This window comes from Neptuniibacter sp. UBA6509, assembly GCA_002435145.1.
In the GTDB taxonomy this organism is placed as follows: domain Bacteria; phylum Pseudomonadota; class Gammaproteobacteria; order Pseudomonadales; family Balneatricaceae; genus Neptuniibacter.
Window position 1 is genome coordinate 65,668 of the sequence record DJLT01000003.1, and the last position, 25,354, is coordinate 91,021.

Below are 25,354 nucleotides of genomic sequence, written 5' to 3' on the forward strand. Positions count from 1 at the left end.
CGCGGGGCGGCTTCCTACAGGTTTCGTAGGAGCTCAACCCTTTATGCCCGCAGGGTGCCTGAGCGAATGATCATCGGTTCGCTGAAGACTTTCAGAACCTCGCACGCGGGGCGGCTTCCTACAGGTTTCGTAGGAGCTCAGCCCTTTATGCCCGCAGGGTGGCGTTCTACTAGCCTTGTAGGAGCTCAGCCCTCTGAGCGAATGATCACCAGTTCGCTGAAGATTTCCAGAACCGGTAAGAGAGTGGCTTATTCACTGCTTATTGTTTTAGGCTTTTAACCGTTATAAAAGGGGAAATTGATCACCTCCCCATCAATCTTACCCAGTACGCAGCGCTAATATTGCAGGAATATCGGTCATATCTGGATAAAGTGACAAGTTCTCATCTTTAGATTCAACTGCAACAATAGACATTCTGTCTGCTAATTCATTACCTTCGATACCTACATGACCATTCACATGATGAATTGTGATCTTCGAAGCTATTTGCTGATACAAAGCATAGGCCGGTTGAATGATATCTAGGTTTTTGATTTCACCACTCGGTTTAGTCCAGCCTTTCTTCTCCCAACCTTTCGCCCACTTTGTGATGCAGTCAATTGAGTATTTAGAATCACAGAAAATACCAACAGAACGGCCTAACGCCAATTTCTCTTTGGCCTGCATAAGAGCGTGATGTAAGCCATTTAACTCAGCCGTGTTATTTGTCCCCAATGATTGATAGAGACCGTACCAAAGCTCAGTTAACTCATTACTTTCATACACGGCCAAACCTGTACCCGCTTCACCTGGATTTGGGTCACAGGCACCATCGGTAAAGATTTTAACGTCATAATCCATAGCGTCTATTTGCGCTTGGGAAAGAGGCTTAGGCTTTGCTTTTGGAGTGCTTTTCGCACCCGTTTTAGCTGAAGCAGTAGACGTGCTGCTCGACTTACCACCAAAAGCAGCTTCAGCTTCTTCCAGTGTCGGAAAGGATTTATATCGAGCGCCAGCAAAACCATCAACCAATGATTTACACTTTGGCCACGTAGTGAAAATACCCGTTTCACGTCCTGCCCAAACTACATAAAACTTTTTAGCCACACAGCCTCCGGGGTTGAGAGTATTGAAAATAGATTAACGCCTTGCTGATGCTCCGCTGCGTCAACTTGTTAACCATTTCGCTTACGTACATCTAATAATTTTTGTTTAAGTAACAGCGTAAAACCTACAATTAACAATACAAAGAAAAGCATAGTAAAGCTGCTTTTAAGAAGAGTAAATGTACTTGCTGTATTAACTGTAGTTACTTGTAAATCAGGAAATGAGCTGATCATTTTTATGATGAATACATTTTCAGCATAATCAAAAATCCCAGCTAAAAATGGTACCAGTGCAAAAAAGAAAACCTTCGAACTTACATTGAATGTTTTACCAAAAAGCCAAACTAGCAGTAGTGAATAAGTAATAGAAAATAAACCCGGGTATATGAAGTCTAATGGTAACTGAGTAGATAAATACAGTTCTCGCCCTTCAGCTCCCAATGTATCGAGTAATTCATAAGCATAATTAAAGGAGTAACCCGCAGGAGATAAGTCAAATATTGGTTGTTCTGGAGCATATGCCGTAACTGCTGGAATTGAGTATGACAACATTGTGAAATACACGGCCATAGTTAGCACAAACAAAGTAAGAACAACCTTTCCCGTTGAATTTTTCTGCATAAAACGAATTAGAATTTCCATCTAAAAGATATGATTCCTATTGAATGATTGGCTAACGTTTTTGTAATGGGCCGCGTTGCTGCGAATCAGAGAAATTAGCGGTCTAGCCCGAAGGGCGGTTATTCAAAAACTTGTTATGATTTACTTAATTATTGTAATTAGATTTCTGTTTCTTTAACTATTCGGAATTTAGGGCTACTTTCTAAATCTCCAGTGAAAATGCAGGTTAAATGGGTACGTTCCCATTAGTTTTCATCCCCATTAATTTTATTCAGGTATTTTGCCTTGGGAATACGCTGCTAGCTAGAAGTGTCTGTAAGAATTATTGTTTAAAAATATCTTCGATCCAATTTAGAAATCTGGCTGCACTTCTAGTTTCGTAACTGTCCTTATTGGGAACGTAATAGCAAAGGTCTGATTTGACCGGCTCAGTTTCAAATTGTTGTAGAAGGTTAGCTTCTAACAACCTTTTTGTGAGTGTCGTAGAGCAGAACACAAGCCCATTTTGTGCCATCGCCTGCTGGATCCCTAAAAACTCTTGATCAAGCTTTTTGAGTTTAATATTAGACCCATCTAGTCCATTTTTTTCCAACCAAGCGGCGAGTGGCGGGTCCGGTAACAATCTGTTTTTCCACTCGGTTGTAAAAAGGGTAATGGAATCATTTGACCAAGAGGGAGGCTTCATTCCATAAGCGCCAAATACATTGAATGACTCATAGCTAATGATATCTGAATCCTCAGCGACTGAGGCATCACCGAACCGAATTGGAATAATATGTGATTGGCTATCAACCGATTCACCAGTCGATACTTCCATAGAAAAATCAGGGTTAGCTTGTTCAAACTCATGTTGGGCAGGGATCAGTACCATAGCTGCTAATGATGATGTCGTCGTCACCCTGACTGCGCTGCCAGCCTTCATTACCTCTTCCAAAGCACTGTCAATTTTGCGAAATCCGTCTGAGGTTGCTTCAGCTAGTCTTTTACCTGTTCCGGTAAGTGATATCCGCCTTCCATGTCGATGAAACAAATTTACATTTAACCGGCTTTCCAGATTACTAACGTGGTGTGAAATAGCTGTTGGCGTCAGCGAAAGCTCTTCGGCAGCCAGCTTAAAGCTTCCCTGTCGGGCTGCTGATTCAAAAGCTTTCAACGCCTGTAACGATACCTGCAATCTTAATCTCCAAGTTATTAACTCATTAATCGATAGTATAGATGATTTAAACTCATCTAGAGGTGTCGTTTATTCGTTTGTTTCATTTTACGTAGGCTCACAAAATAGAGTCTGTTATTAATCAACTGTTTTTAATCAGCTATTTTTAATCAACTGTTTTAATCAAGTAAGGCAATTAACATGAGCAGCTTATTACATATCGATTCCAGCGTTAGAGCTGCGAACAACCCAAACCCAGATCACGATTCTATATCGAAAACTATCGCTCTACGATTTATTGATACATGGAAACGGAATCAGCCTGCAGATGAGTATATCTATCGTGATGTTGGAATGAATCCACCTGATTTCATTACACAAGATTGGATTGACGCGGTGTTCACTCCGGATGAAAAAAGGACCCCGGCACAGAAAGAGAGACTGTCACTATCAGATAAACTGATCGCTGAAGTGTCAGCAGCAGATGTTATTTTGATCTCTTCACCCATGTATAACTACGGTATGCCGGCTCAGCTAAAAGCGTGGTTCGATCAAATTGTACGTATAAACAAAACGTTTGATTTCGATCTATCACGAGGGGACTTCCCGTTAAAGCCTCTACTCTCAGGTAAGACGTTGATCATAGTGACTTCCAGCGGAGAGTTCGGTTTTGAAAAAGGGGGAATAAGAGAAGATTCCAGTCACCTGACACCGCACTTGCAGACGTTGAGTAAATATTTAGGGGCGGACACAGTGTATGAGATTGCCTCTGAATACCAAGAGTTTGGTGACGAAAGACACCGTATCTCAGTCGCCAATGCAAAAAATAGAGCCGAAATAATTGCATCAGAACTTAGTATTCCAACCCGAGCTTCAACGTTAAAAGATGAGGTCCTTAATGTGCGATCCTATTATTGAAGGACCTATTCTTGAAGAACCTATCATAAAGTGAGGAGAAAACGGCATTGATTTGGTTGTCAGCAACGGCAAGGTAGGTTTGTTGCCGTTTGTAGGTTAAATGGGGTACGTCTCCATTATTAAATGCGTCCCCATTATTTTTTTGCTTGTTAGCTGTATTTTCGCACATGCTCGATTTTATCTTCTAATTTTTTCCACCAAGTTGATGTATAGCTGCGGAAGAGTATTGGCTTTCTACGACCAAACCGATGCTTATCTAAAACTCTTTTTATTAGCCATTCTCTCTCAAAACCACTCCATTCTGGCGCTGGGAGCATCAATAAATTAAAGCGAACAGATGGAAGAACTTCGAAAAACAGAATATCCCTAAGCTCTTGGTTAGTGTATTTAGATGCGACGCAAACGCTAGCTATATAGTCCAACTCACATTTAGGGTCAGTATCCATATACAGCATTTGCATCGCATCCCAATTTTTTGATCTATCTTCAATGTCGAATTCAGGTGCTTCCATACTGTTACCACCGCGCTGCCACAGAATGTAATGGTGAATATAACAAAAGTAAACTTGCTGAAAAGACAATCAAAATTAGCGCAGTTTTTCGACTTTGTGGTAACCCTTTGAAAAATATAAAAACGGAAAAGGCCGCTGAAATTGCAAATAGCGCCAACAATAAACAACCCAAAATGAACTCTATTATGTCTGAAATCCCGTATGGGTCTTCAGGAGCGATATACATATCTGCGTAGATGCAAGCCCTGAAGTAAAGTATGAATACAAATAGGGCCAAAGAAATAGCCCCTAATGTAATTGCGATTTTGCTTCCGCAGGTTAAGTTCATAGACACCTAACGTTTGAACTAAACGGCGGCTGCGTGGCAGTCGTCTGATTTAAGTGGCTTTATCGATGTATAAACAAAGCACTAGTGATTTAGAATACGGCCTCATCTTCATGAGGATCATATGAAAGGGTAAGTGGGGTGCGTCCTCATTAATTTTAAATTTGTCATTTCTGTCATTTCTGTCATTTCAGTCCGTTAGTGCCATTAGGCTTTAGTGCCGCCATTAAATAGATCAATCTCTGGGCCTTGGTTTGGCATAAAGCGTTGCTCGGCTTGGAGTTCAAGTAGCGCCTCTTCAAACTCGTCATCATCCATGGAGAACCAGTAATCAGGTTTGCGATTGTTTTTAGCATCCCAAGCGGCAGTCGTAGGGTCTTTTTCTCTGGCCGGTTCCAGTTCTGGTACATCAGGCATCGGCTGGCTGGTGTCCATATAGCGTTGGATCAGGTTCCAGATCCGTTCGAACTCGTCCGGTTGTTGGCTGCTACTGAAGGTATGCAGCGGGATACTGTCGGAGTAGCGATGATAACGGTGAACAAGATGCAGTTGATAACTCAGTATCCCTTGATGACTGGGGCTACTGACCAGATAGCAGTCGAACTCTGAGAAAGGGTGGCTGTATAGCTCCTTGTTGTTTTTGTAGCGGATTACCCTGCCGGTGCTACGGCTGAATGTAAAATGTTTGACCGCTTTCATAAACCAGGGCATGGGTAAATACCCGCGACCTGAGGCTTCAAAGTAGCCCCAGATTAGGGCGGAAGGTAAAAGGATGAAGAGGATATATACTAATACTATGTCAATTAATTCTGAAAGTGTTACTGATTCATAAAGGAAAGGGAACACAGTAATATATACTGCAAAAAAAGGGCTCACCATAGTACAAACCACTTTAGAAATTGCAGAAAGATAAAAGTAGACCAGTCCCCATTTATTTAATGACCCTGCACTGTACTGGTTCTCATCCCAGTGGGTTTCATCTTTATTCTCTTTAAGGCGCTGCTTGATCTCGGCTGGCGTGGGTTCCTCAATTATACTGACGGGAACCGTTTCGTTGGCCCGACTCCAGGGTAGGGGATCACCTCCCTGTAGAAGCTTTGTTAGGACTCCCTGTTCAGGGCGGGATTTCTGGTTACTGAAGTACTGACTATTCCAGACGCTGTCTTGATATCGATCTTGTGGTGTTTCAATCTTATTCATCATGAGTCCTGTTACTGTTCCCAGCCAAATTCATTGGCCCACCAGTATTCTCCTTCTCTAAAGGTCGGAGTCCTGCTGGGGCTGCCGGCGTCTTCCTCTTTACTTAACGGAGGGGTTGGGAAGGTATGGTCACCGATTTGTAGTTGGGCCCGGGTATGGAAATGGGCTTGATATTTGTACAAATAGGTTGTGCCGGGCCTATATTTACCGTCGTTTCTAGGCACAGTTTTGTCGAATCGATAGAAGAATATGTAGCCGTTATCTTGCTTATGCTGATAGAGCAAAGGGGCGTCAAAAGTGTCTACCTGATCGACACTCTTCGTTGGTGGATCGCGACGAAGGTTCATTTTGGTGATTTTTTCTGTACTTGTTAAAACGGCCTGCCGTGCATGGAAGCGCAGAGTTTGGTGCTCGGGCTTACTCAAACCAAACAGGTTACTGGTGAGCCAGACGCCGTGGGTAATGCCCTTGCCTGCCAATTCTCTACGTAGCTCGTCGGAAAGCTCGATCTGATCTATAGCATAGGTTTTAATCCGTAGGTTCATAATCAGGTTGATAAAATGCTGCCAAGCCTTGTTCGGTTGTTGTAGATATTTATAGTCACCGGTATGGTCAGGACGTGCGCCAAAGGGGCCGTTTTTAAGCCAGGTTTCCATTGGGCTGTCTTTAAACAGCATATAGAGACCAAAGCCTACCAGGGCAATGGTCAGTCCGATCCAGCCGAGGGGACTCATCAGGAAGGTGGCGGTATAGAGGCTGCCGAAGGTGGACAGGCCGGTGCCGAGTGCGACCATCGCCATGGCCGCGGCAGCATCATTATCCTGAGCGGAAATTAACAGACAGGTATCCCAAACGGCAACGGCTGTGGTTAAAGCGCCACCGACTAGGCCGGCGGCTTTGAGGCGACTTAGGTTCTTTTCAAGATGTAAGCCTAAAGACGGCGCGGAAAGGAATCTGATAGCACTTGGGGGTAACTTGATAACTGTCTTGGTTGAATAAGTGGCTAAACGGCCTGTTTCTCTTGTCAGAAAATTGGATGCATTGACTATGGCAACCCCGAGATCCCAAGAAGCGCTAATGCCTGAAACCGTTGCATAAGAGGCACTCTTTCCTTCAAACGCAGCTACTGTCCGCTGCAAATTAACGATCTCCAGCGCTACAATAAAGTAGGGAAGCCCCTTCGCATAGAATTGCCCGGCAGCTCCGCCTGCCTTGCTCTGGGGTTCGAGTTTATCCGCCAGATCGGCTTGTTTAGCTAATTGTTCGACCTTCATTTGGGTGATGGGGTTATCATCCGGTATCACTAGTGCTCGCAGATCGACTTTGCTGCTGACGGCTGCGCCTTGTAGCTTAGTGCCTTTAAGGCTACGTTGATTGGTGGAGGCGAGCAGTTTATCGTTGCTATCCCTAAGTACGCCGTAACGTTTACCGGATGTTTGCTTGCGCTGGGCCTCGGTTAGGCCAAAACTTAGCCCCGCTTTTTTACTGTGTACTCCGACAACATAGGCACCCGCAATCGATTCACCGGAGGTGGGAATATAGGTGGCCTGCCCTAGACTGTCTGGTGCAATTAGCTTACTCAGACGGAGATTGTCGAGATAGGCAGCATTGAATTCGACAGTTTCGACCCGTTGGCTAAGGCTGATGCGGGCATCAGCTTTGTTCTGAAGCGCCAGCATGGCAGTAAAGAAACCACTGAGGACACCATCGGCGGTATTGAGGAGACGGCGGCTGCCGCCAAAGCCGTCTTCGCTGTTTTCGGCCAGCAGGAGTGCCTGATCAAGGTTTTCTATTTGATCGTCTTTAATCAGGGTGTCGCCGGCCCAGCGTGCAATATTGTCTGTGGTTGCTTGGCCACTGCCGTCGTTCACTGGCGCGGGCGAGGTGTAGGCGGTGTCTAGCGGGACCTGATCTGCAGGTGGGTAGAGCAGAGCATGCAGTGGGTGGCTAGCGCCCTGGGTGTAGAAGTTGGCGATGGTTGCTTGGCCGGGCCAGTCTTGCGGCTGTTGGTTTTCTTTCAGTTGTTGCTTGTCTTGCAGCGGATCGATAGCGGCAAGATTAAGGCTCAGGGCCTGGAAGGCATTACCGACTAGGCGGTAGGCACCTGGGGCACCGCGTTCCAAACTGGTGAAATCTCGTACTGCCGCAGCGGTAGCTGACTTATCAATCGTTTTACCAAGGTTTTTTTGGAATTGCGCCATATCCTGGTGGCAGCGTTGACGTTCTATTGTACGTAGCGTGCGCTGAAATACTCCGATAGGGCTGAAGTTAAAGCTGTCCAAATGCTTGTGATTAGGGTTTTCCTCGCCGTTGGGCAGTTTATCTGGCACGACAAAGCGTTGTACCAGTTCGGCGCTCTGGAAGTATTTTTGCTGGCCGGCGTCTTCCATAATATGGAACAGGCATGAACTGACCTGCATGGCCATACTGGTGTGATGACGGAGTTCGAATATTGGGTCGGGTAACGCGATGAGTTTGAGCTGGCGGGCTCTGGCATCGGCTAGGTAGTCGATAGAGCTACGGGCTTGCCAGAGACTGTCTTCCTGACTATCAGCATTTAATTGTTTGGTATATTGGGCAGCGCGGGCCCCGTATTCTAATCGCTGGTGAGTGCCATTTTCCAGTGTCGACAGGAGATTGCTGCTGTCTTTGCGCAGTGAGTTGACCTCGTAACTTACACCGTCGTACAGATTGTATAGGTAGTTGCCATTGAGATCGCGGTTATAGAGGCTGGGATCGGCCAGTTTTTCTTCTATCTCCGGTTCACGTAGGCGCATTGTCTTCAGGGTGGTGTTTAGCTTATCTCCCAGCGTATTAATGCTCTGGTGAGTAATCACGCTGGTACGCTGTTTGAGGAGGTTCCTGTTTTCAGGGTGCTCGAGAAAGTTTAGGTACGCGGCGCTCCACTGAACCTCTGAATAGGCGACGTACAAACGTTGAGAACCACTGTTGGCTTTGGTTGGTAGCCAGATATCTTTAAGTGGTTTACCTAGGGCTTTACGCGGGCCTTTCTTAAATGGCTTTTCAAAGCCTTCACGGTGCTGGTAAAGGTGGGTGTCACGAAACTCAGGGCCAATGTTTTCTTTGTTTATGATCTCAACTTCACGCCATAGCTGATTGTCTTTAAAAATATAAAGGTAGCCATTGCGGGTGGGTGCCATATGTTGTTCTGGGTATTGTGCCGGTTGAACGCTAGGGAGAATGGTTAGAGGAACGACCGCCTGCAGATGATAATTCTGTTCGTAATTATTCTCTTTCTCTTGGTATTTCTGTTCATCGACTGCGGTAAATAGGGGCAGTTTGATCGGCCCGCCTTCTTCACACTCAATACTGAGCCAAACGTTGCGTTTTTCTGTTTCAGGTGTCCAGTTCCAGCTAAAAATACTATAACCCGATTGTTCAAGTAGCTTCTGTTTGGCTTCAATGTATTCTTGTTGTACTTGATCACTGTGATCGTAGAATTGAAATGACTGCGTGGTATCGTGGCTGATGCCATTGACGCTGATGAAAAAATCGCAGTCTAAACAGGAGCTCTTTGGACGTGACATCTGAATTATTCCTTTAATTCTCAAGCGGTCTGGTGACAGACGGGGTGGATAACGCTATTGGCTTCGCTGCCTTAGGTATGCAGAGTCTAAGCCATCTGCACTTAAGTGTTAATAGGCATTGTTTAGAATGCTGGTTGAAATTAGAAAAACAGCCGCTAATCATATTGATAACGTAGGTTTAAGTCCGACGCTATAAGGCTAGGGGTTCCAGTAGGAGCTCAGCCCCTGAGCGAGGAGCAGCTGGCGTTTGAGTTTTAGGCGATATATGCACAATGCAAGACCTGGCCCCGAAAATTTCCAATGCCTTCCATAGGGACAACATCTGGATCACGCCCAACAAGTCGTTTGTACCAAGTAAGTGACTCTTGGAAGTTTTTTACAGGGATAACGGAAATGACACTATTTATATTTTCATCTGACATTTAATTTCCCTTTTAAAATCTTTTGAACGATATAGTTGAGCGCAGGATAAAGCTAACGTTTTGGCACAGGCGACCGCGCAGCGGTTGTCCTAGCCAGCTTCGCTGACGTATGTGGCCACACTTGTTATGTTTTAACTACATTTGGCAGACAAAACCTGTAGCGCTTCTTTTAAAGCCTGACGCTCCATTGCAATGTCATTACGAACCCTTCCGGCAGATTCCTTGTAGTCGTTTTGATAGCTAGAAATGATGCTGTCATCACTAGCTTTACCTTCTAAGCGCACAAGTTCACGCTGCAGCACAGACAAGCGTTGGTGGTGCGATGCAGAGAGGTCGCCAGTACCTTCAATAGTGCAGTTAACTTTGGGTTGGGCAAGAACGGGCGCTGGTTTAGTTTTACTATTGCTTATCGCATCGTGAGCTCCATAACCTGCAACAAATCCTGCTATTACCAAGCTCAAACCAAATACAACAGGATGGTTTTCAAATTTTTCTTTGAACGACATATTTATATGATAACTCTGTTAAGAAACATAACGCCTCGTTAAGCTTATAGATTAGAGGCACTCACTTGAATTGATGCATCTAAGATTATACTAGAGATATTCATGTTTTTTTCGGCTGAAATCAGCTCTGCTTCTTTTTGTAACCACGACTCCATATCACCACATTCCCTAGAACTTGGCTTTTTGAAAAACTTTCCATCTTTAAACCACATAATTACAAATAGACCTGACTTTGACCTAATTGAATCCAGATAAGCTGGTAGTTGCTTAGTCAGTCCTTTTTTAACTTGTTGGTGATGCGCTACTTTGAATTCAATCCCAACAGTTAATGGCATCCTTTTGGAGTTTGTAAATAAGAACCTAAAATCTAAGGATCCAATTCCTTCATCACTCTCACGTATAACTTGTATACCTAGTGGAGTTAATGCCATATCAAGAATTACATGTAATGTCGGCTGTATTTTGACTTCTCCCTTGGGTGTTCTTGGCACAATGATGTTATTTCCTGAATGCGATATTTTCTTCTCACCATCCCAAAATGGCTCAATCCACCTTCTTTTTTCAATATTAAATTTTAATACTGAAGTAATAGCATTTTGAACTACCTCTTTTAGGTCATCTTCAGTTTCAATTGCTCGATCTAAATATGAGTGATAAAAATTATTTATTGCCTCTGGAATTTCACTTCGTTCACTCTCAGGCAGCACATAATCATAAATGGCAGTTTTATATGCATCTATACCCGACAAAGCGTGCACTTGATGGAAAAGTATATTGTTATAACGTCCTTTATAAACTTCCGTAAATACAGTTATGTCGTCATAAGTAAGGTTTTTGAAGTTTTTAGGCGCCAACGTAGAAAACAGTTTATTTAAAACTAATATAGCTTCAATTTTTTCTTCGTTATTAGGTGAGCCAGTTATTTGAAGACGTTCATAATCAATGCGCTTTTTGCCTGATGGTTCTGAGTCATCAATCCAATCTGCGATTCTTTCATCAAATTTTATTGTAGCTAGTGTTGCAGGGTACTTGCCTTTATTAACTGTAAATGCCTCAAACGGGATCGTATCAAAACCACTACCGCTAGCACCAATACTTAAGTTCGCAGCTGCACTAAATACAGGGTCCGTTGCTTTAGAGGTAACCTCTTTGATGATGACAGTAACAGTTTTACCATTATGATCGATTTGATGAGAACCAATAGGTAAATCACTGTACAAATCAGGTAAAATTATTCCTATTTCAGTACTGTAATCACTGCTATCACCTTTAGAAATTGACTTGACTGCACCATTCCCAATGGCTAATGCAGACATATCCATACTTAGATTTATACCAGAATTGTCCATTAATACTTCCATATGGTAAGTGACAACATAAGCCTAACGCCACAATCAGCGGAAAATCGAGAGCGCAGCGAGTGATTTTTCCGGCTGCATTGTCTTGTTATGCATTTTAATTTTTATCCTTAATTTTTAAGTCAATACTATCAATTAGTTTATTAACAAGAAGCGCGCTTATATCTGAGCTAGGGTGCCCTGGTAAAGGGCTTTCTACTTTTTTCTCTTTTCCCGTCTGATACGTAAATGCGTCATTGGTTAGTGCGCCTCTCACCTCAGATAAGAAACCTTCTTTATCATGATTATTTGCAGCGATTCTGATTCTCATGAAGCCTACTTTCAGCTGCTCAGATCTACTTATTTCATTTAGATGAAATCTGTAAATAGCCATCATGACACCAAACACTACAACGAATAAAACAACAAACACATAAAGCACGGTGGTGTTTGGTGCATAAAAGCCACTACTGACACCAAAACTCCCACCGCTAGCAGATGACATGCTGGTATCTGTAGTTGGTGCAGGTGTGCTAGCGCTTTGATTTCTATTAACATCAGCAGGTGACAACATATTGGGATCTGTAGTCGCTGCAGGTGCGCTTTGTTTGCCTTTAGTATCAGCAGATGACGATATATAAACTCCTCCACCTATACCACCGATAGAGCCTGAAAATTCTGTAGTTCTATAATCTTGGTATACAAAAATAGCTGCCCCAAAAACTAGCAATAAAGAAACTATATACATCACATAAAATAATATCTTCCGTGCGGCGTCTCGATGATTTTTTATTTGATCTTTGAGATCATCAATTGCGATATCAATCGATCTTTGTTCTTCCATTTTTATTCTCTGAGTTTACGCATAATAATTGTATATACGGGGGGCCGTGTATCTACCCACACTGATATTGATTTAAAGCAGATGTAATAGGTTGAAAAGGAAGGAAAAATTATAGAAATATGTAACTGCCTTCCGTGACAAACCGCGCATGCTGTATATCAATTGATATACGGGGGTCCGTATATCTACCCATGCCAGACATCCATCTGTCTAATTTAATTACCTTTGTAGCTTACTAGAAGCCTCGAAACAAGCTGCCTATTAGTATCTAGGCCTGAAATTGGCACAATCTATCCCCCTTTGACGCAGCCGAGTATCGCAGTGCGCTAAGGGTTAAATGGATATTTGTTTGAGCCTTCTTGAGGTATTAAAGGCGAGTTTATATCCATGCCTTAGCGCGGGAGAAACACAGGGAATTGAGCGAAGCGAAACAAGGAATAGGCGGCTGTCTTTAAGAGAGTGTATTTTTAAGGGGAAGAGCTGTTGTTTCCCCTTAAAGGGCGAAAGCCCATAACTGAAAAAGAATATTTGGTAGGAAGAAACCCACGTGCGAGGTTCTGGGGATCTTCAGCGAGTCGCTGATCATTCGCTCAGAGGCTGAGCTCCAACAGGTATTGAGCGAAGCGAAACGCGGAATATGCAGACGGCAGCGTCCCTTCAGAGGAAGAAACCCATCAAAAAAGAAGAGGTCAATTCCTCTTACACTCAATGCGTATGCGGTTGCAATGTAAACGTATTCGTCGTGTATCTAACACCATCCACTTCAAAAGAGATGACAGTCTCAGTTGAGAAGCCTTTCCCTATAAGGAATGTTGCATCGGCGCCTGTATCACCCGGGAAGATGAAGTAATTCGTCTTGTTATCACGGATGTTACCTTTGCCGTCTTCATCTTCATTCTTCTCTAAATTACGAATGCGAAGCGCCACTTTTTGCGTATCTAATTTCTGAAAAGAAACCGTTATCTTTGAGTCGAGGGGTAGATCAATTGGGGTGCCTTTGGTTTTATTCTTTGTCAGCCACAGTTCAAGGTCACCCTTGTCATCATGTAGCTTTATTTCTGCATAGCCCACATGCTGTTGATCAGAAAAAAGCGGAACCACGATTCCGTGATGTGAACTACCACTATGAGTGTGCTCATGGGTGTGTCCGTAGTCATAAGCATGCTTATGTGAGTGCTCATGGCTGTAAGTATTGTCACCTTGATTTAGCATGCAGCCGGTCATAAGGAACAATAACGATAATAAAGAAACTGATTTTGTGAGTGCTGACATATCTGTATTTTTCCTTGCGGCAAAAAGCTTAACCTGAAGGCCGCTGTGTATGTTGTATATCCAACTAACTGATTTAATAGCATTTATAGCTTTCTACGAGAATGGATACAAGTTGATAATTAGCACCCATACTCGAAAGTGGCACAAACTACCTCTTTGGTGCAGTTGGTATTGCTTGCTACTACGCGGTTCTGGAAGTCTTCAGCGACCTGATGGTCATTCGCTCAGGCACCCATTCGGGCATAAAGGGCTGAGCTTCTACAAAGCTAGTAGAACGTCACCCTTTATACGTGCTTCAACCTCTCATATATTTCTAAAATCCGTGGCAGTGCCCGATGAAAAGCACTCACGATCTCTGGATCAAAATGTTTGCCTGATTCCTCTTCAAAAAGCTTGAGTGCTTTCTCTACAGGCCAAGCATCTTTATAGGGGCGCTTGGAGGTTAGGGCGTCAAATACATCGGCTACGGCGACTATGCGTGCGGATAGGGGAATTTCATCACCTTTCCAGCCGTGAGGGTAGCCGCTGCCATCCCATTTCTCATGGTGGCCTTCTGCGATCTCTATTCCGGTGGTGAACATGCTGTGACCACTGGCATTGAGTTGCTCTTCGCAGCGTTTAAGTACCTCACCGCCGATGGCAGGGTGGAACTCCATATCGTGGCGTTCTTCAGGTGTGAGTCGACCCGGTTTAAGTAGGATACTGTCTTCGATACCGACTTTTCCGATGTCATGCATTGGGGAGAAACGAAGGATATCGCGAATATAGCGGTTGTCTATCTGGTCTTGGTAGATGCTGTTTTGACCGAGTTCTTCTGCCAATATCATGGAGTATTGTGACATCCGGTCTAGATGGTCCCCGGTTTCTGGATCGCGGCTTTCTGCCAGCTTTGATAGTCCGCTGACGGCGGATATAACTAAGCTTTCAACGAGTTCTGTTTTTTCAAAAGCGTGCTGTAGCTGACCACCGGCGTTGGTTAGCATTTGTAAATGTTTGTCGTTAAACGCAGAGGGTTGTTTGCTGGCAAAGAGCAGTACAGAGCCGCTTTGATTATTAAAAGGGAAGAATAGGGCGGATTGAATGCCCGCTTGTTGCAGCTTCTGAACCAGATCGGAGTGCTTGTCTGTCCAGTCGCTGGTTTCTTGCCAGAGTATAGGTTCTGGTTTGTCTTCTATCGTGCAAAGTTCGCAGTTATGTTTGCTGTACTGGCTGTTTTCTTGCAATGCGAGTGATGTATCTGTGTGAATGCGGTCGAGCGTGAGGGACTGTGCGTCATTGCTATCACGAAATAAGCATAAGGCATCAATGGGTAGCCGTTGTTTGTACTCTTCATATACAAAGTACAGAGCATTATCGATTGTGGTGGCTTGGTTAACACTACGTGTCAGGTTGAATGTGGTGTTTAGATTAAGGGCAAGGTCATCAATCGCTGAGTAAATGGTGCCCATCTCATTACGACTGATGACTTGATCTTCTGCTGTGGTTTCGCCTTTTGTAAGGTTTTGCAAACGAGATAGGATGTTGTGCACAGGTCGGCTAAATAGTTTGTTAATGGCAATAAGTGTGGATAAACCAACGAGCAAAGAGAGTGCTAAAAGGCCGATGTTGATGTTTCTTTGTTGCTTTAATTGCTGGTCTAGAATATTTTCTATGCGATTGTTTATCAGTAACGACAGCTCATTGAGTGATTTGTTATTGGTTACGACCCAATTCGCTACGGCTTCCAGCCGGGGCTCTTTTATATCGCCTCTGACCTGAGTGATCTCATCGGAATACATAGACCACTGTGCTTGTACGGTAGGCATCGCTTCTAAGGTATGAACGGCTTTATCGAGCTCAATAATAATATTATTAAGGTCTTCGCCGTACATGCCTAAATCGCGGTTGTATGTTTCCCAATCACGCGGGGCTGCTTCTGCATACTGTTTACTACGGGTAATTAGGGAGCTGAAGAGTTGCTGTGTTGTGCCTGAACTTTGTATCGCGATGTAGTCTTGGCGACGTTGGTTTTCACTGTAGAAAGAAAAAATGGTATTGATAATTAGCACACTGATAAGGAGTGTAATAACAGCGGTTATCTGGAATCTAAGGGAGTGGTAGCGAGGCGCCTGATCCATTTTCATCTTAAGCTTCCTGAACTGCGTCGGCTAAGGTTGATATTAGGTTTTTGAACGATCATTTGAACACAAAGGTATAAGAAAGTTCATTTCTCTAGAACAGATCGAAATCGGTTGTTTTTAAAAGGATTTTTTTCTGATCGGGTCACTGTTTTAAGGGTGACCCGTAAACGTAGGGGGGGCTTTTGGGGTTTATGCGATGGTTTCGATCAACTGAGGGAACTCTGTACCTGGATCATTCGGTATTTGATCGGCCAAGCGAGTTTGTAAGCGTTGGATCAGCTCTTGGTTCTGTTGATCATTAGCATCGACAGGCTGTTCCGTGTTTTGTGGTGAAGCTTGTGACGACGCTTGAGATGATGCTTGTTCATTTTGTGCAGGACGATCACGGAAGCTTTCTTGTAAATCTAGGGCCGTTTCAATATCGATCCCTTGAAAGCTTTCTGCATCTTCGCCCGTTTGTTGAGCGAGAAATGATTCTATCTGTCGCTGTTGTACCGCTGGATCCGCAGGTACTTCAGCTTGATTCACTCGATTGGTACGGTTTTCAGTCTGGTTATCAACCTCAGGGATTCGGCTGGTGGATGGAATATCTACATTGTTGCTAACTCCGCTCTGTGCTGTAGGTGCCAGAAGTTCTCCCACTGCGCCACGAGGCTGTGCGGATGCTTCTGTGCCATTGCTCCGTTGAGGAGCTAAAGCGGTATTATTACCTAAAGATGCGATGTTATTTTCCATTCTTTCAACCAAAATCTAATTTCAAAACAACAGATGTGAACAATTATAGACCATTTTAAGGTTATTAAGTATGACCTTTATCTATATAAATGAATGATTGTTCTCTTATGGCCTTATTAACGTAGCGGCTATATAGCTACCTCTTTATCGTCATGACTGCTTTTTAGCCGTTTCAATTCATCCAATGCTGGGTTAGATAAGTAATTATTCGTTTAGTTCCCGAGCGATCTGTTCGGCTTGTTGTTCTGATAGTTGAGATAGTAGTTGTCTAAGTTCTGCCACAAGCGCGGTATAACCCGGTTTTTCGATCGGGGAGGAGAGATTGAAACGAGTATTGATAAGAACTTTGTTTCCTTGATTATTACTGCTTTCAAAACGCCAATAACCGCTAAAGACGGCTAGCCCTTTTTCGGTTCCATGAAACTGGTCAACATGGGTTGTTAGAATATATTGCCAATCTTCATTGCGGCCTAGCTGCCCGTTATCTACACGGCTATTTGATAGTAAATTATTTAACTCGCCATGAAGTACACGTGTGATTGCTAAGTTTGGTTCTTCAGCCCAGAGGTGGTGATTGGCGATGCGGATACGGTTATCGCTGGTTTGCAGTGCGATCCCCGGATTATCGATATAGGACGCGACAGTCACAGGGCGTAAGCCAATAACATGTGCGGAGTTCGTTTTGTTATTTGCTTGGCTATCACTGCTTAAAAGATAAAACTGACCCGTATCGGGTTGTATTGTTTGGCTACAACCAGAGAGCAGTAGGGCGCTTATCAATAAGCTGATATAAGCGATTAATTTAGTTTTCATTTGGCTCTCCGGGTATCAGGTCAGGCCCTTTTTTAGCATCAAATATCAGCGCGTTAGACTTATTATCGAGTGTTTTTAATACAGGCTGAAGCTGTTTTAATGTTTGTTGAAGCGTCTGTAGTGTGTCAGTTAGCGCTATATAAAATTGACTGTCCGGTGATATCCCTTGTGTGGCGAGTCTAACTTCGCGTAGGGTTGCGATAAGTTCTTCCGGCAGCGCTTGTGTTTCTTTGCTTTTCGCCAGTTTTTCAATCTGTTTAAGGGTCGTATTTAATTGATTAATAGCGGCTTCGCTGGATTTAAGCGTATCGTCGACGCGTCCAATCACAGGCTCTATTTGTAGCGATTCGATTTTACTCAGTACACTAATCAACTTGTTTTCTAGCTGAACAAAGCCCCCAGAGACCGTTGGGATGATCGAATAGCCTTCTTGCTGCGTTAAGGGCTGCTGTTGTGCATCCGGATAGAGATCGAAGTCTACAAATAGACTTCCGGTAATCAGGTTGCCTGATTTTAAGCTGGCGCGCATACCTCGATTAACCCAGTCATTGAGTTTCTGATGAGCGTCTTTGAGTATGCTCTCCTCATCGTTATAGCCTAGCCTTCCGGGCTCTAAGCGGATAATCACCGGAACCCTTGGGTCTTCGGCGTGTGTTAAATTAGCGATTTGAAATGAGATATGCTCAACCGTACCGATGCGTACACCGCGAAACTCGACAGGCGCGCCGGCGACTAAGCCACGTACAGACTGATCAAAGAGAAGCAGGTATTCATTGTAATATGAGTAAGGTCTTTCTTTGACGCTATTAAAGTCTGCATACAGCCTAAAGCGGTCACCGTCTTTAGCGGCTTCGCCTTGGCGTCCTCCGCTGGGAATATCGAAGGTAATCCCACCGCTGAATAGAGTATCGAAGGTGCCTGTTTGTACGTTGACGCCATTAGCAGACAGATCAAGGTTAATGCCACTCATATTCCAAAAGCGGCTGTCAGCACTGACAAGTTGATCATAAGGCGATTTAATAAAGACTCCGTACACAGCTTGTCTTGCCAGAGGGTCGAAATGAACGCGTTCTATACGCCCTACAGGGAAGCCTTTATACAGTACGGTCACGCCCACGCTTAATGAATGAGCATTATCACTGACGAGCTCTAATCGCAGTCCCGGTTCTGTGGCGGAGGTGACCGGAGGTTCTTCTAGCCCGGTATAAACGTCAAGCGGCCTACTACTAAGCCTTTTATTGTCGTTATCTCCTGGCGCCATTTCGATATAAGCACCAGAAAGCAGGGTGCCTAATCCACTTACACCTGCCGCGCCTACACGAGGGCGTACAACCCAGAACTTAGCATTTTCTAACAGAAGCTCTTCAGCACCGGGCTCAATTCTCGCTTGCACAAGGACATTATTTTCCGAGTAGTTAAGCTGTACCGACTCGACTTTACCGACTTCTACGTTACGAATCTTTATTTTGGTTTTGCCTGCTTCAATACCGTCCGCTGTAATAAAGCTGATAGTAATAAGCTTGCCCCTGTTAGCCCAATCTTGATACACCATCCAGCCACCAATGCATAAGGCGATAAGCGGAAGTACCCAGATACTGGAAATGGAGCGCTTTTCCTTGATCATCGGTTGTGCTGCTGAGTTTTCATTGGGTGTCATAACGGTTGCTATCTTATTTATGAATTTACGATCAATGTGTCGCTAGTTTTTAAAGCTTAAAACTATATGGCGCTTTTGATTATTCCAGAACACTTTTTTTAAGGGATTCTCGCTCGTTTTTATTCAGGCTATCCCAAATTAATCGGGGATCAAAGCTGAGTGCCGAAAGCATGGTCATAATTACCACCCCCGCAAAGGCTGTAGCCGCAAGACCGGGTTGAATATTGGCTAAGCCACCTAATTGTACTAGTGCGACTAAAACGGCGACAACAAAAACATCAATCATTGACCAGCGACCGATAAGTTCAGTCATCCTGTACATCCAAATTCGCTCTTCTATCCGATGCTGTTGTCCCATCTGCGTACTGATCAGAAGCCATAAAAGGGCTAGCATTTTGGCAATAGGGATAACGATACTCGCAATAAATACGATTAGGGCGATGGGATAGGAACCATGCTGCCACAGAACGACTACGCCACCGAGTATGGTGCTGGGTTCTTCTGAACCTAAAAAAGTTGTGTGCATAATGGGGTAAAGATTGGCGGGTATATAGAGCACGATACTTGTGAGCAAATATGCCCAAGTTTTTTGGATGCTAAAAGGGATTCTTTGATGAAGTACGGAGCCGCAACGTGTGCAGTTTTCTTCAGCTTGCGTGTGAAGTAGTTCGCAAGAGTGGCAGCTTTGAAGTTGCTGTTGTTTTGCGCTGCCCAATGAATGAGGTGGCACTTTACGCTGAATTCCTGAGACCTGATCCAACATATGCCAAAGCTGCAGCTTATCTACAGACGTTATTGTCGCTATTAAACAGAGAGCGAACAGGACATAAGCCCAGAAAGACATGCCGATAACGATTTCTGCCATTCCTGCAATTTTTACTAAGCTAACTAATACACCAATTAAGAATACTTCTGCCATTCCCCAAGGGTGAAGAGAGAAGAGTATTTGTGCGATTTTATAACTCCATGGGTAAGCTTTTCTTTTGCGTAAAGGGATTAATAGCAACAGATAGGCGCAGAGGAGTAATGCAGGGATGATCAGTATAAAAAGGCTAAGCAGTGCGGACAGTATCGGGAAATCTAAAAGCAACAAATTATAGCCGCTTTCAATGAGTGATACTTGTTGCTCCCTACCTTGAGAGTGGAATGCTAGAAAGGGAAAGGGTAGGGATAGTAGTAGAAAGATCAGAGCGCTGAATGAGAAAGCCCCCGCTTTATTAATACTGTTGAATGTTTGCGATGATAATAAATGGCCGCATTGCGGGCAATGTGCTTTATGGCCCGGATTGAGGGTCGGTACTTCGACGATTAAATCACAGCAGTGACAGGCGATATGTTCAGTAGACATGGGTTTCAGTCGGCATTTTAAATCCGGTACTCATGGTATATCCCTTACTCATGGCTATTCAAACGGTTTAATAGCACTGATTCTATCTTAAAAGTGGGGCGAGTCGTAATTTCTATCGTTTAGATACCGCTATTCTAGTATAAGCGATTGGTAGTTCTGATTAATCTGACTAACCTTTAGGTAGGCGCTTTCTAATTAGTCTCTAATCTAATGGATATCTGGCAAATTCAATGTGAAGGGGTTTATGGGAAAAGAGATTGTTTCGCATAAATTTAAGGCTGAGGACTATCAGTGTTTCCAGCAACGCTTGTTGGAGAACCTGAAAGGCTTAAAGCTGATGCTGGCGCAGCCGGGTTTTGGTCTTGGTTCTCCCTCTATAGGTGCTGAGCTGGAACTTTATTTGGTTGATAGCTCGGCTCGCCCTTTGCTGCTTAACCGTGAAGTCATAGAGCGTAGTGGTCATCAACAACTCGCTTTAGAGTTGAATCGTTTTAATCTTGAATTCAATCTGTCACCGCAAGAAGCAAAAGGTACACCTTTCACCCATTTAGAAAATGAGATGGAGTTTTCAATCTCATTGATTAACCAGCAGCTACAAAATGAAAAGGGCTGTGCTCTTCCTATTGGGATTTTACCCACGTTAAAGCGTTCTGATTTTGGTTTGAAAACGATAACTGATGGCTCGCGTTTTTATGCCTTAACCCAAGCGTTACAAAAGCTAAGGGGCAGAATGTTTCAAATACATATAGAGGGTGACTCGCCTTTGTCATTGCGCTCTCATGATGTTTCGTTGGAGGGGGCTAATAGTTCTATGCAGGTTCATTATCGGGTAAACCCCGATTGCTTTGCTGATACCTTTAATGCTTTTCAGATGGTGACCCCTTTGATGGTGGCATTAGCGTCTAATTCAGCTTTCATGTTGGGGCAACCTTTATGGCATGAAACGCGCGTCCCACTGTTCAGACAAACCATCGATGGTCGTTCTAATGAGGAGTGTAGTCGAGGCTTACCTTCACGCGTGTGCTTTGGTAATGGTTGGGTGCGAGAGGGCGCCTATGAGTTGTTTTCAGAGATGGCGCATCTGCATAAGCCGATCCTGCCTATTTGCGGCGAAGAGGATAGTTTGTCGGTTGTTGCTAATGGTGGAGTCGCACAGCTTCAAGAGCTAAGAATGCATTCTGGTAGTGTTTGGCCGTGGAATAGAGCTGTATATGACCCTCAAAGCGGCGGGCATCTGAGGATTGAATTGCGCGCATTACCTGCGGGACCTACTTCATGTGATATGGCTGCAAACGCTGCTTTCTTTATCGGTTTAGCACAGGGGTTGAGCGGAAGTATGACAGAATTGATACCTACTTTTCCATTTTCAGTGCTTAAAAACGATTTCTATGAAGCCGCACGTAAAGGGCTTGAGGCGCAATTAATGTGGCCGGATTTAGATGGCCATGGTGGGTTACAGAAACGTCCGGCTAAAGAGATTGCGTTGCAGTTACTCAGTGTTGCTCAACAAGGTTTAAAGCAGATAGATGTTGATGAACCTGAGATTAGTCATTACCTCGGATTAATAGAAGAGCGAATTGTGTCAGGGGTTACAGGGGCTATCTGGCAGCGCAAAGAATACCAACGTAGATTAAAAAATATGTCTAATGCAAAAGCAGTCACTGGGATGGTGCAACGTTACATGGGATATTCTGCTGAAAATATTCCCGTAGCAAAGTGGAATACTATGTCCTGATAATCATGTAAGGGGCTTTTATTAAGGCTGTTGAAAAAGAGAGTTAAGAAAAGAGCGGAGAAAGGGAGCTGAGAAATAGAACTGAAGACGGTGTTGAAAAAGGAGCAGTGATGAAAACGTTAGTCAATCCAACAGCAGAGCAGATAAAAAATACACCTGAAGCTTTTTTACAGTCGATCAATGATTCCATTTTTATCTATGTTGATGGACAGAATAGGTCTGTAACACGAGGTTTAGTTACATTACTGCATGGAAATGAGCCTTCAGGTATACGTGCCTTACATCGCTGGCTTAAACTGGGTGTGCAGCCTCTTTATAATTTGATCTGTTTTATCCCTTCTGTACCGGCGGCACTGCTAGAGCCCATGTTTAAAAATAGAGTTTATCCTGGGCAGAGAGATATGAATCGATGCTTTTTACCTCCGTTTTATGATGCTCCAGGGCAATTGGCTGAAGATATTCTAGAGAAAATTTCTGAGTATCAACCAGAGTGTATCTTGGATATTCATAATACTTCAGGGCACAGTCCTGATTTTGGTGTGGTTACGTTTGAGAATGCCACACACGAAGCACTGGTTTCTCTGTTCAGTCAACGTTTGGTGGTGACCGATCTAAGGCTAGGCTCTTTGATGGAAACAAGTACCCGTCGTTGCCCAGTGGTAACTATTGAATGTGGTGGTGTAAAAGATCTATCTTCAGGTGAGATCGCTTGGCAGGGTTTATTGCGTTACCTGAATGATGAGGATGTGATGAGTCTAAAGCATGGACACATAATGGATATTTATCGTCATCCTGTACGCCTAGAATTAAAAGAGAATACCACTTTGGCTTATTCAAGAAGCTATGTTTTAGGAACGGACTTGACGGTGCCCGATTCTTTAGAACATTTGAACTTCGACTTAGCCGATACTGGAACCTTAATCGGTTGGTTAGGAGGACGTAGCGTTGATCACTATTTAGTCGTGAATGATGCATCAGGTCAAAATGTTTTTGAGCGTTACTTTACCGTTAAAGGAAATCAGTTATTAACGGCTCAGCCATTAAAGTTGTTTATGATTACTAACCGGCCTGATATCGCGTTAAGTGATTGTTTGCTATACGCGGCAGAAGAGCGTGAACATACGGTTCTTGAAACCTGATCTTTTATCTATGTGAATAAAACTGTATAACGGTTCAGAGTAGACCATTGTCTATGTGCAGAGTTTAGAGCGCAGACTTGAAAATGGAGTAATTCTCGGACTTTATGTTTCAGAACACCTTATCGCTGCTTAGCCGTCGTTCCCTCGCTTTTTCCGCTTTAGTGTTCGGTATAGTCCTGTTCGTCTCAATGTTATTTATTAATCATGAATTTAATCGTATTCGTGAGGATGCAAAACACGCCGCATTTGTAAATTTATTGACCTTAGGCGCGCGTTTAGAAGGTGAGATTAATGCTCATCTTGTGATTTTGCGTAGCTTAAAAGCAGAAATAGCAATTAATCCAGATATCACCCATTTTGAATTTTCTAGTTTGGTCGATGAGTTTTTAAAAACTGGCTTAAGTATTAGCCATATCGCTTTAGCACCCGATTTGATTATTACCAATATCCATCCCATGAAAGGTAATGAATCTGCAGTCGGTTTTAATTACCGCAGTTCTCCTACTCAGCTTTCAACCGTTCAAAAAGCAATTGATAGTAATCAGATTATTCTTACTGACCCTATCCAGTTAGTGCAGGGTGGTCGTGCATTCATTGCCCGTGTGCCGGTGTTTATTGGTGAAGAACGAGAGGTTCTTTGGGGTTTGATTTCAGGGGTAATTGATGGGCAGGAACTCTTTCTTAATGCTGGGGTAGATGGTCGCTTATGGGGATTAAATATTGCGGTCAAAGGCATGGAAGGAGAAGATGGAAAGCGGAATGTCATCTTTGGTAACGAATCCGTATTTTCAGAAGATCCTGTAAGTGTTGATGTGATTCTACCTTCTGGGCGTTGGGAGTTGGCCGCAAGTAATAGCGGTGGCTGGACCGTGCCTGAAAATCAAGTTTATAGTTTCTGGCTGGTGAGTTTTTTGGTGAGTTTATTCACCGCTTTAGCGACCTATTTGATAACGACTGGTTATCGCGAGAAGTTGATAGCGATCAATACGGCAAATTACCGTGCAAATTATGACGGGCTAACGGGGTTATCAAATCGTTCCCATTTCAACCAACAGTTTTTGACTGTGATTCAGGAACACCAGCGTTGTCAGCATACTTTTGCGTTGCTCTTTATTGATTTGGATTTTTTCAAAGAAGTTAATGATAACTGGGGACATTTTGTTGGCGATGAGCTTTTACGGTTGTTTTCTCGCCGCATGGGGGACATCGTCAGAGCTGATGATCTGATAGCGAGACTCGCTGGGGATGAATTTGTCATTGTCTTGAATGACCTGGAGTCAGCGACACAAGCAGAGCTGTTGGCTGAAAAGTTACAGCTTGAGTTGGGTGAACCTTATCTTATTGAAGGTCGCTATCTATCGGTTACTCATAGTTTAGGTATTGCTATGTATCCGCAAGATGGTCATTCAATCGAGACCTTACTGCAAAATGCAGATAGGGCAATGTACGAAGCTAAACGGACAGGTAAGAACCGGATTTACTTTTTTAATGATGACCTGAGCCGCGAAGTAAAACGCCATGTTCAAATTCACAATGAGATTTTAGAAGGGATTCGTTGTGGGCAGTTTGAATTATATTTTCAGCCTATTATGAATTTAAATAAGGGTGAAATTGCGAAATGTGAAGCGTTAATTCGTTGGATACATCCTTCACAAGGGGTTGTTTCTCCGGTTGATTTTATCCCTATTGCTGAACAGACCGGTGCTATTCGTCCTTTGGGTGAATGGATCTTGGAGGAGGCTTGTCATTTATCAAGGGTGATGATCGATCAGGGCATAGAGATGCAGGTGTCGGTGAATCGTTCAGTGGCTGAGTTCCTTCCAAAAGATGTAGTGCAGCGATGGCTGGGTATTATTGATAATCATGAAATTGAGCATAGCCAGATAATCTTGGAGATTACTGAGTCGTTGCTGATGGATGGCGGTGGTAGTCAGCTAGAAAAGATTAATCAACTCCGTGATAAGGGCATTGCCTTTTCAGTAGATGATTTTGGTACTGGCTATTCTGCTATTAACTATTTACGTCACTATCCCGTGGATTATTTAAAAATCGACCGTAGTTTTG

Annotated in this window: 20 protein-coding genes; 4 read left to right on the forward strand and 16 right to left on the reverse strand. The window is 43.7% G+C overall.

Annotated features, from left to right (window positions below; genetic code table 11):
• Positions 1–318: 318 nt before the first annotated feature.
• The 3 genes from B4K11_RS00420 to B4K11_RS00430 form a co-directional block, all read right to left on the reverse strand.
• The gene (locus B4K11_RS00420) at positions 319–1,086 is read right to left on the reverse strand and encodes a ribonuclease H family protein (RefSeq protein ID WP_292951141.1); all 768 of its coding nucleotides are present in this window, start codon (positions 1,084–1,086) and stop codon (positions 319–321) included.
• 68 nt (positions 1,087–1,154) lie between these two features.
• Positions 1,155–1,727, reverse strand: coding sequence for a hypothetical protein (locus tag B4K11_RS00425; RefSeq protein ID WP_292951138.1), 573 nt, complete (start codon positions 1,725–1,727; stop codon positions 1,155–1,157).
• 301 nt (positions 1,728–2,028) lie between these two features.
• Entirely contained in the window at positions 2,029–2,880 is an 852-nt protein-coding gene (locus B4K11_RS00430) for a LysR family transcriptional regulator (RefSeq protein WP_292951135.1), read from the reverse strand.
• A 180-nt stretch (positions 2,881–3,060) separates the two neighbouring features.
• On the opposite strand from B4K11_RS00430, the gene B4K11_RS00435 reads away from it, so the two are divergent.
• A complete protein-coding gene (locus B4K11_RS00435) occupies positions 3,061–3,777 on the forward strand; it encodes an FMN-dependent NADH-azoreductase (protein WP_292951132.1) in 717 nt (238 codons plus the stop codon).
• A gap of 149 nt (positions 3,778–3,926) precedes the next feature.
• Here B4K11_RS00435 and B4K11_RS00440 read toward each other — a convergent pair whose 3' ends face one another.
• The 13 genes from B4K11_RS00440 to B4K11_RS00500 all read right to left on the reverse strand — a co-directional run bounded on the left by B4K11_RS00440 (position 3,927) and on the right by B4K11_RS00500 (position 20,416).
• The gene (locus B4K11_RS00440) at positions 3,927–4,289 is read right to left on the reverse strand and encodes a DUF7079 family protein (protein WP_292951129.1); all 363 of its coding nucleotides are present in this window, start codon (positions 4,287–4,289) and stop codon (positions 3,927–3,929) included.
• A 532-nt stretch (positions 4,290–4,821) separates the two neighbouring features.
• Positions 4,822–5,814 carry a hypothetical protein gene (locus B4K11_RS00445; RefSeq protein ID WP_292951126.1) on the reverse strand — a complete coding sequence of 331 codons (993 nt, stop codon included), beginning with the start codon at positions 5,812–5,814 and terminating at the stop codon, positions 4,822–4,824.
• A gap of 11 nt (positions 5,815–5,825) precedes the next feature.
• Positions 5,826–9,362: a toxin VasX gene (locus B4K11_RS00450; protein WP_292951123.1), complete on the reverse strand. Its 3,537-nt coding sequence runs from the start codon at positions 9,360–9,362 to the stop codon at positions 5,826–5,828.
• Between the two features lie 254 nt (positions 9,363–9,616).
• Positions 9,617–9,784: a hypothetical protein gene (locus tag B4K11_RS00455; protein ID WP_292951120.1), complete on the reverse strand. Its 168-nt coding sequence runs from the start codon at positions 9,782–9,784 to the stop codon at positions 9,617–9,619.
• A 131-nt stretch (positions 9,785–9,915) separates the two neighbouring features.
• The gene (locus tag B4K11_RS00460; RefSeq protein ID WP_292951117.1) at positions 9,916–10,290 is read right to left on the reverse strand and encodes a hypothetical protein; all 375 of its coding nucleotides are present in this window, start codon (positions 10,288–10,290) and stop codon (positions 9,916–9,918) included.
• Positions 10,291–10,334: 44 nt separating this feature from the next.
• Positions 10,335–11,639, reverse strand: coding sequence for a hypothetical protein (locus B4K11_RS00465; RefSeq protein WP_292951114.1), 1,305 nt, complete (start codon positions 11,637–11,639; stop codon positions 10,335–10,337).
• Positions 11,640–11,745: 106 nt separating this feature from the next.
• Positions 11,746–12,471 (reverse strand): hypothetical protein, encoded by a 726-nt coding sequence (locus B4K11_RS00470; RefSeq protein ID WP_292951111.1) that lies wholly within the window; start codon positions 12,469–12,471, stop codon positions 11,746–11,748.
• Positions 12,472–13,176: 705 nt separating this feature from the next.
• Positions 13,177–13,743: a hypothetical protein gene (locus tag B4K11_RS00475; protein ID WP_292951108.1), complete on the reverse strand. Its 567-nt coding sequence runs from the start codon at positions 13,741–13,743 to the stop codon at positions 13,177–13,179.
• Positions 13,744–14,027: 284 nt separating this feature from the next.
• The gene (locus B4K11_RS00480) at positions 14,028–15,866 is read right to left on the reverse strand and encodes an HD domain-containing phosphohydrolase (protein WP_292951105.1); all 1,839 of its coding nucleotides are present in this window, start codon (positions 15,864–15,866) and stop codon (positions 14,028–14,030) included.
• Positions 15,867–16,052: 186 nt separating this feature from the next.
• Positions 16,053–16,598: a hypothetical protein gene (locus B4K11_RS00485; protein ID WP_292951102.1), complete on the reverse strand. Its 546-nt coding sequence runs from the start codon at positions 16,596–16,598 to the stop codon at positions 16,053–16,055.
• A 204-nt stretch (positions 16,599–16,802) separates the two neighbouring features.
• Positions 16,803–17,411, reverse strand: coding sequence for a PqiC family protein (locus B4K11_RS00490; protein WP_292951100.1), 609 nt, complete (start codon positions 17,409–17,411; stop codon positions 16,803–16,805).
• On the reverse strand, positions 17,401–19,068 hold the full coding sequence (gene pqiB, locus B4K11_RS00495) for an intermembrane transport protein PqiB (protein WP_292951098.1): 1,668 nt from the start codon (positions 19,066–19,068) through the stop codon (positions 17,401–17,403). Before pqiB ends, B4K11_RS00490 begins: the two co-directional genes overlap by 11 nt.
• Positions 19,069–19,147: 79 nt before the next feature.
• Positions 19,148–20,416 (reverse strand): paraquat-inducible protein A, encoded by a 1,269-nt coding sequence (locus B4K11_RS00500; protein ID WP_292951096.1) that lies wholly within the window; start codon positions 20,414–20,416, stop codon positions 19,148–19,150.
• A 244-nt stretch (positions 20,417–20,660) separates the two neighbouring features.
• Here B4K11_RS00500 and B4K11_RS00505 point away from each other — a divergent pair, with 244 nt between their 5' ends.
• The 3 genes from B4K11_RS00505 to B4K11_RS00515 all read left to right on the forward strand — a co-directional run.
• Positions 20,661–22,151, forward strand: a complete 1,491-nt coding sequence (locus B4K11_RS00505) for a glutamate--cysteine ligase (protein WP_292951094.1) — start codon at positions 20,661–20,663, stop codon at positions 22,149–22,151.
• Between the two features lie 110 nt (positions 22,152–22,261).
• On the forward strand, positions 22,262–23,290 hold the full coding sequence (locus B4K11_RS00510; RefSeq protein ID WP_292951092.1) for a hypothetical protein: 1,029 nt from the start codon (positions 22,262–22,264) through the stop codon (positions 23,288–23,290).
• A gap of 104 nt (positions 23,291–23,394) precedes the next feature.
• A partial coding sequence (locus tag B4K11_RS00515) for a bifunctional diguanylate cyclase/phosphodiesterase (RefSeq protein WP_292959181.1) occupies positions 23,395–25,354 on the forward strand: 1,960 nt, incomplete at its 3' end.

Excerpts from the sequence above, each read along its gene's own strand:
- B4K11_RS00485 (WP_292951102.1), bottom strand. The coding sequence starts at position 16,598 with ATGGAAAATAACATCGCATCTTTAGGTAATAATACCGCTTTAGCTCCT.
- B4K11_RS00440 (WP_292951129.1), bottom strand. The coding sequence starts at position 4,289 with ATGGAAGCACCTGAATTCGACATTGAAGATAGATCAAAAAATTGGGAT.
- B4K11_RS00490 (WP_292951100.1), bottom strand. The coding sequence starts at position 17,411 with ATGAAAACTAAATTAATCGCTTATATCAGCTTATTGATAAGCGCCCTA.
- pqiB (WP_292951098.1), bottom strand. The coding sequence starts at position 19,068 with ATGACACCCAATGAAAACTCAGCAGCACAACCGATGATCAAGGAAAAG.
- B4K11_RS00445 (WP_292951126.1), bottom strand. The coding sequence starts at position 5,814 with ATGAATAAGATTGAAACACCACAAGATCGATATCAAGACAGCGTCTGG.
- B4K11_RS00450 (WP_292951123.1), bottom strand. The coding sequence starts at position 9,362 with ATGTCACGTCCAAAGAGCTCCTGTTTAGACTGCGATTTTTTCATCAGC.
- B4K11_RS00505 (WP_292951094.1), top strand. The coding sequence starts at position 20,661 with ATGGGAAAAGAGATTGTTTCGCATAAATTTAAGGCTGAGGACTATCAG.
- B4K11_RS00465 (WP_292951114.1), bottom strand. The coding sequence starts at position 11,639 with ATGGACAATTCTGGTATAAATCTAAGTATGGATATGTCTGCATTAGCC.
- B4K11_RS00500 (WP_292951096.1), bottom strand. The coding sequence starts at position 20,416 with ATGTCTACTGAACATATCGCCTGTCACTGCTGTGATTTAATCGTCGAA.
- B4K11_RS00475 (WP_292951108.1), bottom strand. The coding sequence starts at position 13,743 with ATGTCAGCACTCACAAAATCAGTTTCTTTATTATCGTTATTGTTCCTT.
- B4K11_RS00425 (WP_292951138.1), bottom strand. The coding sequence starts at position 1,727 with ATGGAAATTCTAATTCGTTTTATGCAGAAAAATTCAACGGGAAAGGTT.
- B4K11_RS00435 (WP_292951132.1), top strand. The coding sequence starts at position 3,061 with ATGAGCAGCTTATTACATATCGATTCCAGCGTTAGAGCTGCGAACAAC.
- B4K11_RS00510 (WP_292951092.1), top strand. The coding sequence starts at position 22,262 with ATGAAAACGTTAGTCAATCCAACAGCAGAGCAGATAAAAAATACACCT.
- B4K11_RS00460 (WP_292951117.1), bottom strand. The coding sequence starts at position 10,290 with ATGTCGTTCAAAGAAAAATTTGAAAACCATCCTGTTGTATTTGGTTTG.
- B4K11_RS00480 (WP_292951105.1), bottom strand. The coding sequence starts at position 15,866 with ATGAAAATGGATCAGGCGCCTCGCTACCACTCCCTTAGATTCCAGATA.
- B4K11_RS00470 (WP_292951111.1), bottom strand. The coding sequence starts at position 12,471 with ATGGAAGAACAAAGATCGATTGATATCGCAATTGATGATCTCAAAGAT.
- B4K11_RS00455 (WP_292951120.1), bottom strand. The coding sequence starts at position 9,784 with ATGTCAGATGAAAATATAAATAGTGTCATTTCCGTTATCCCTGTAAAA.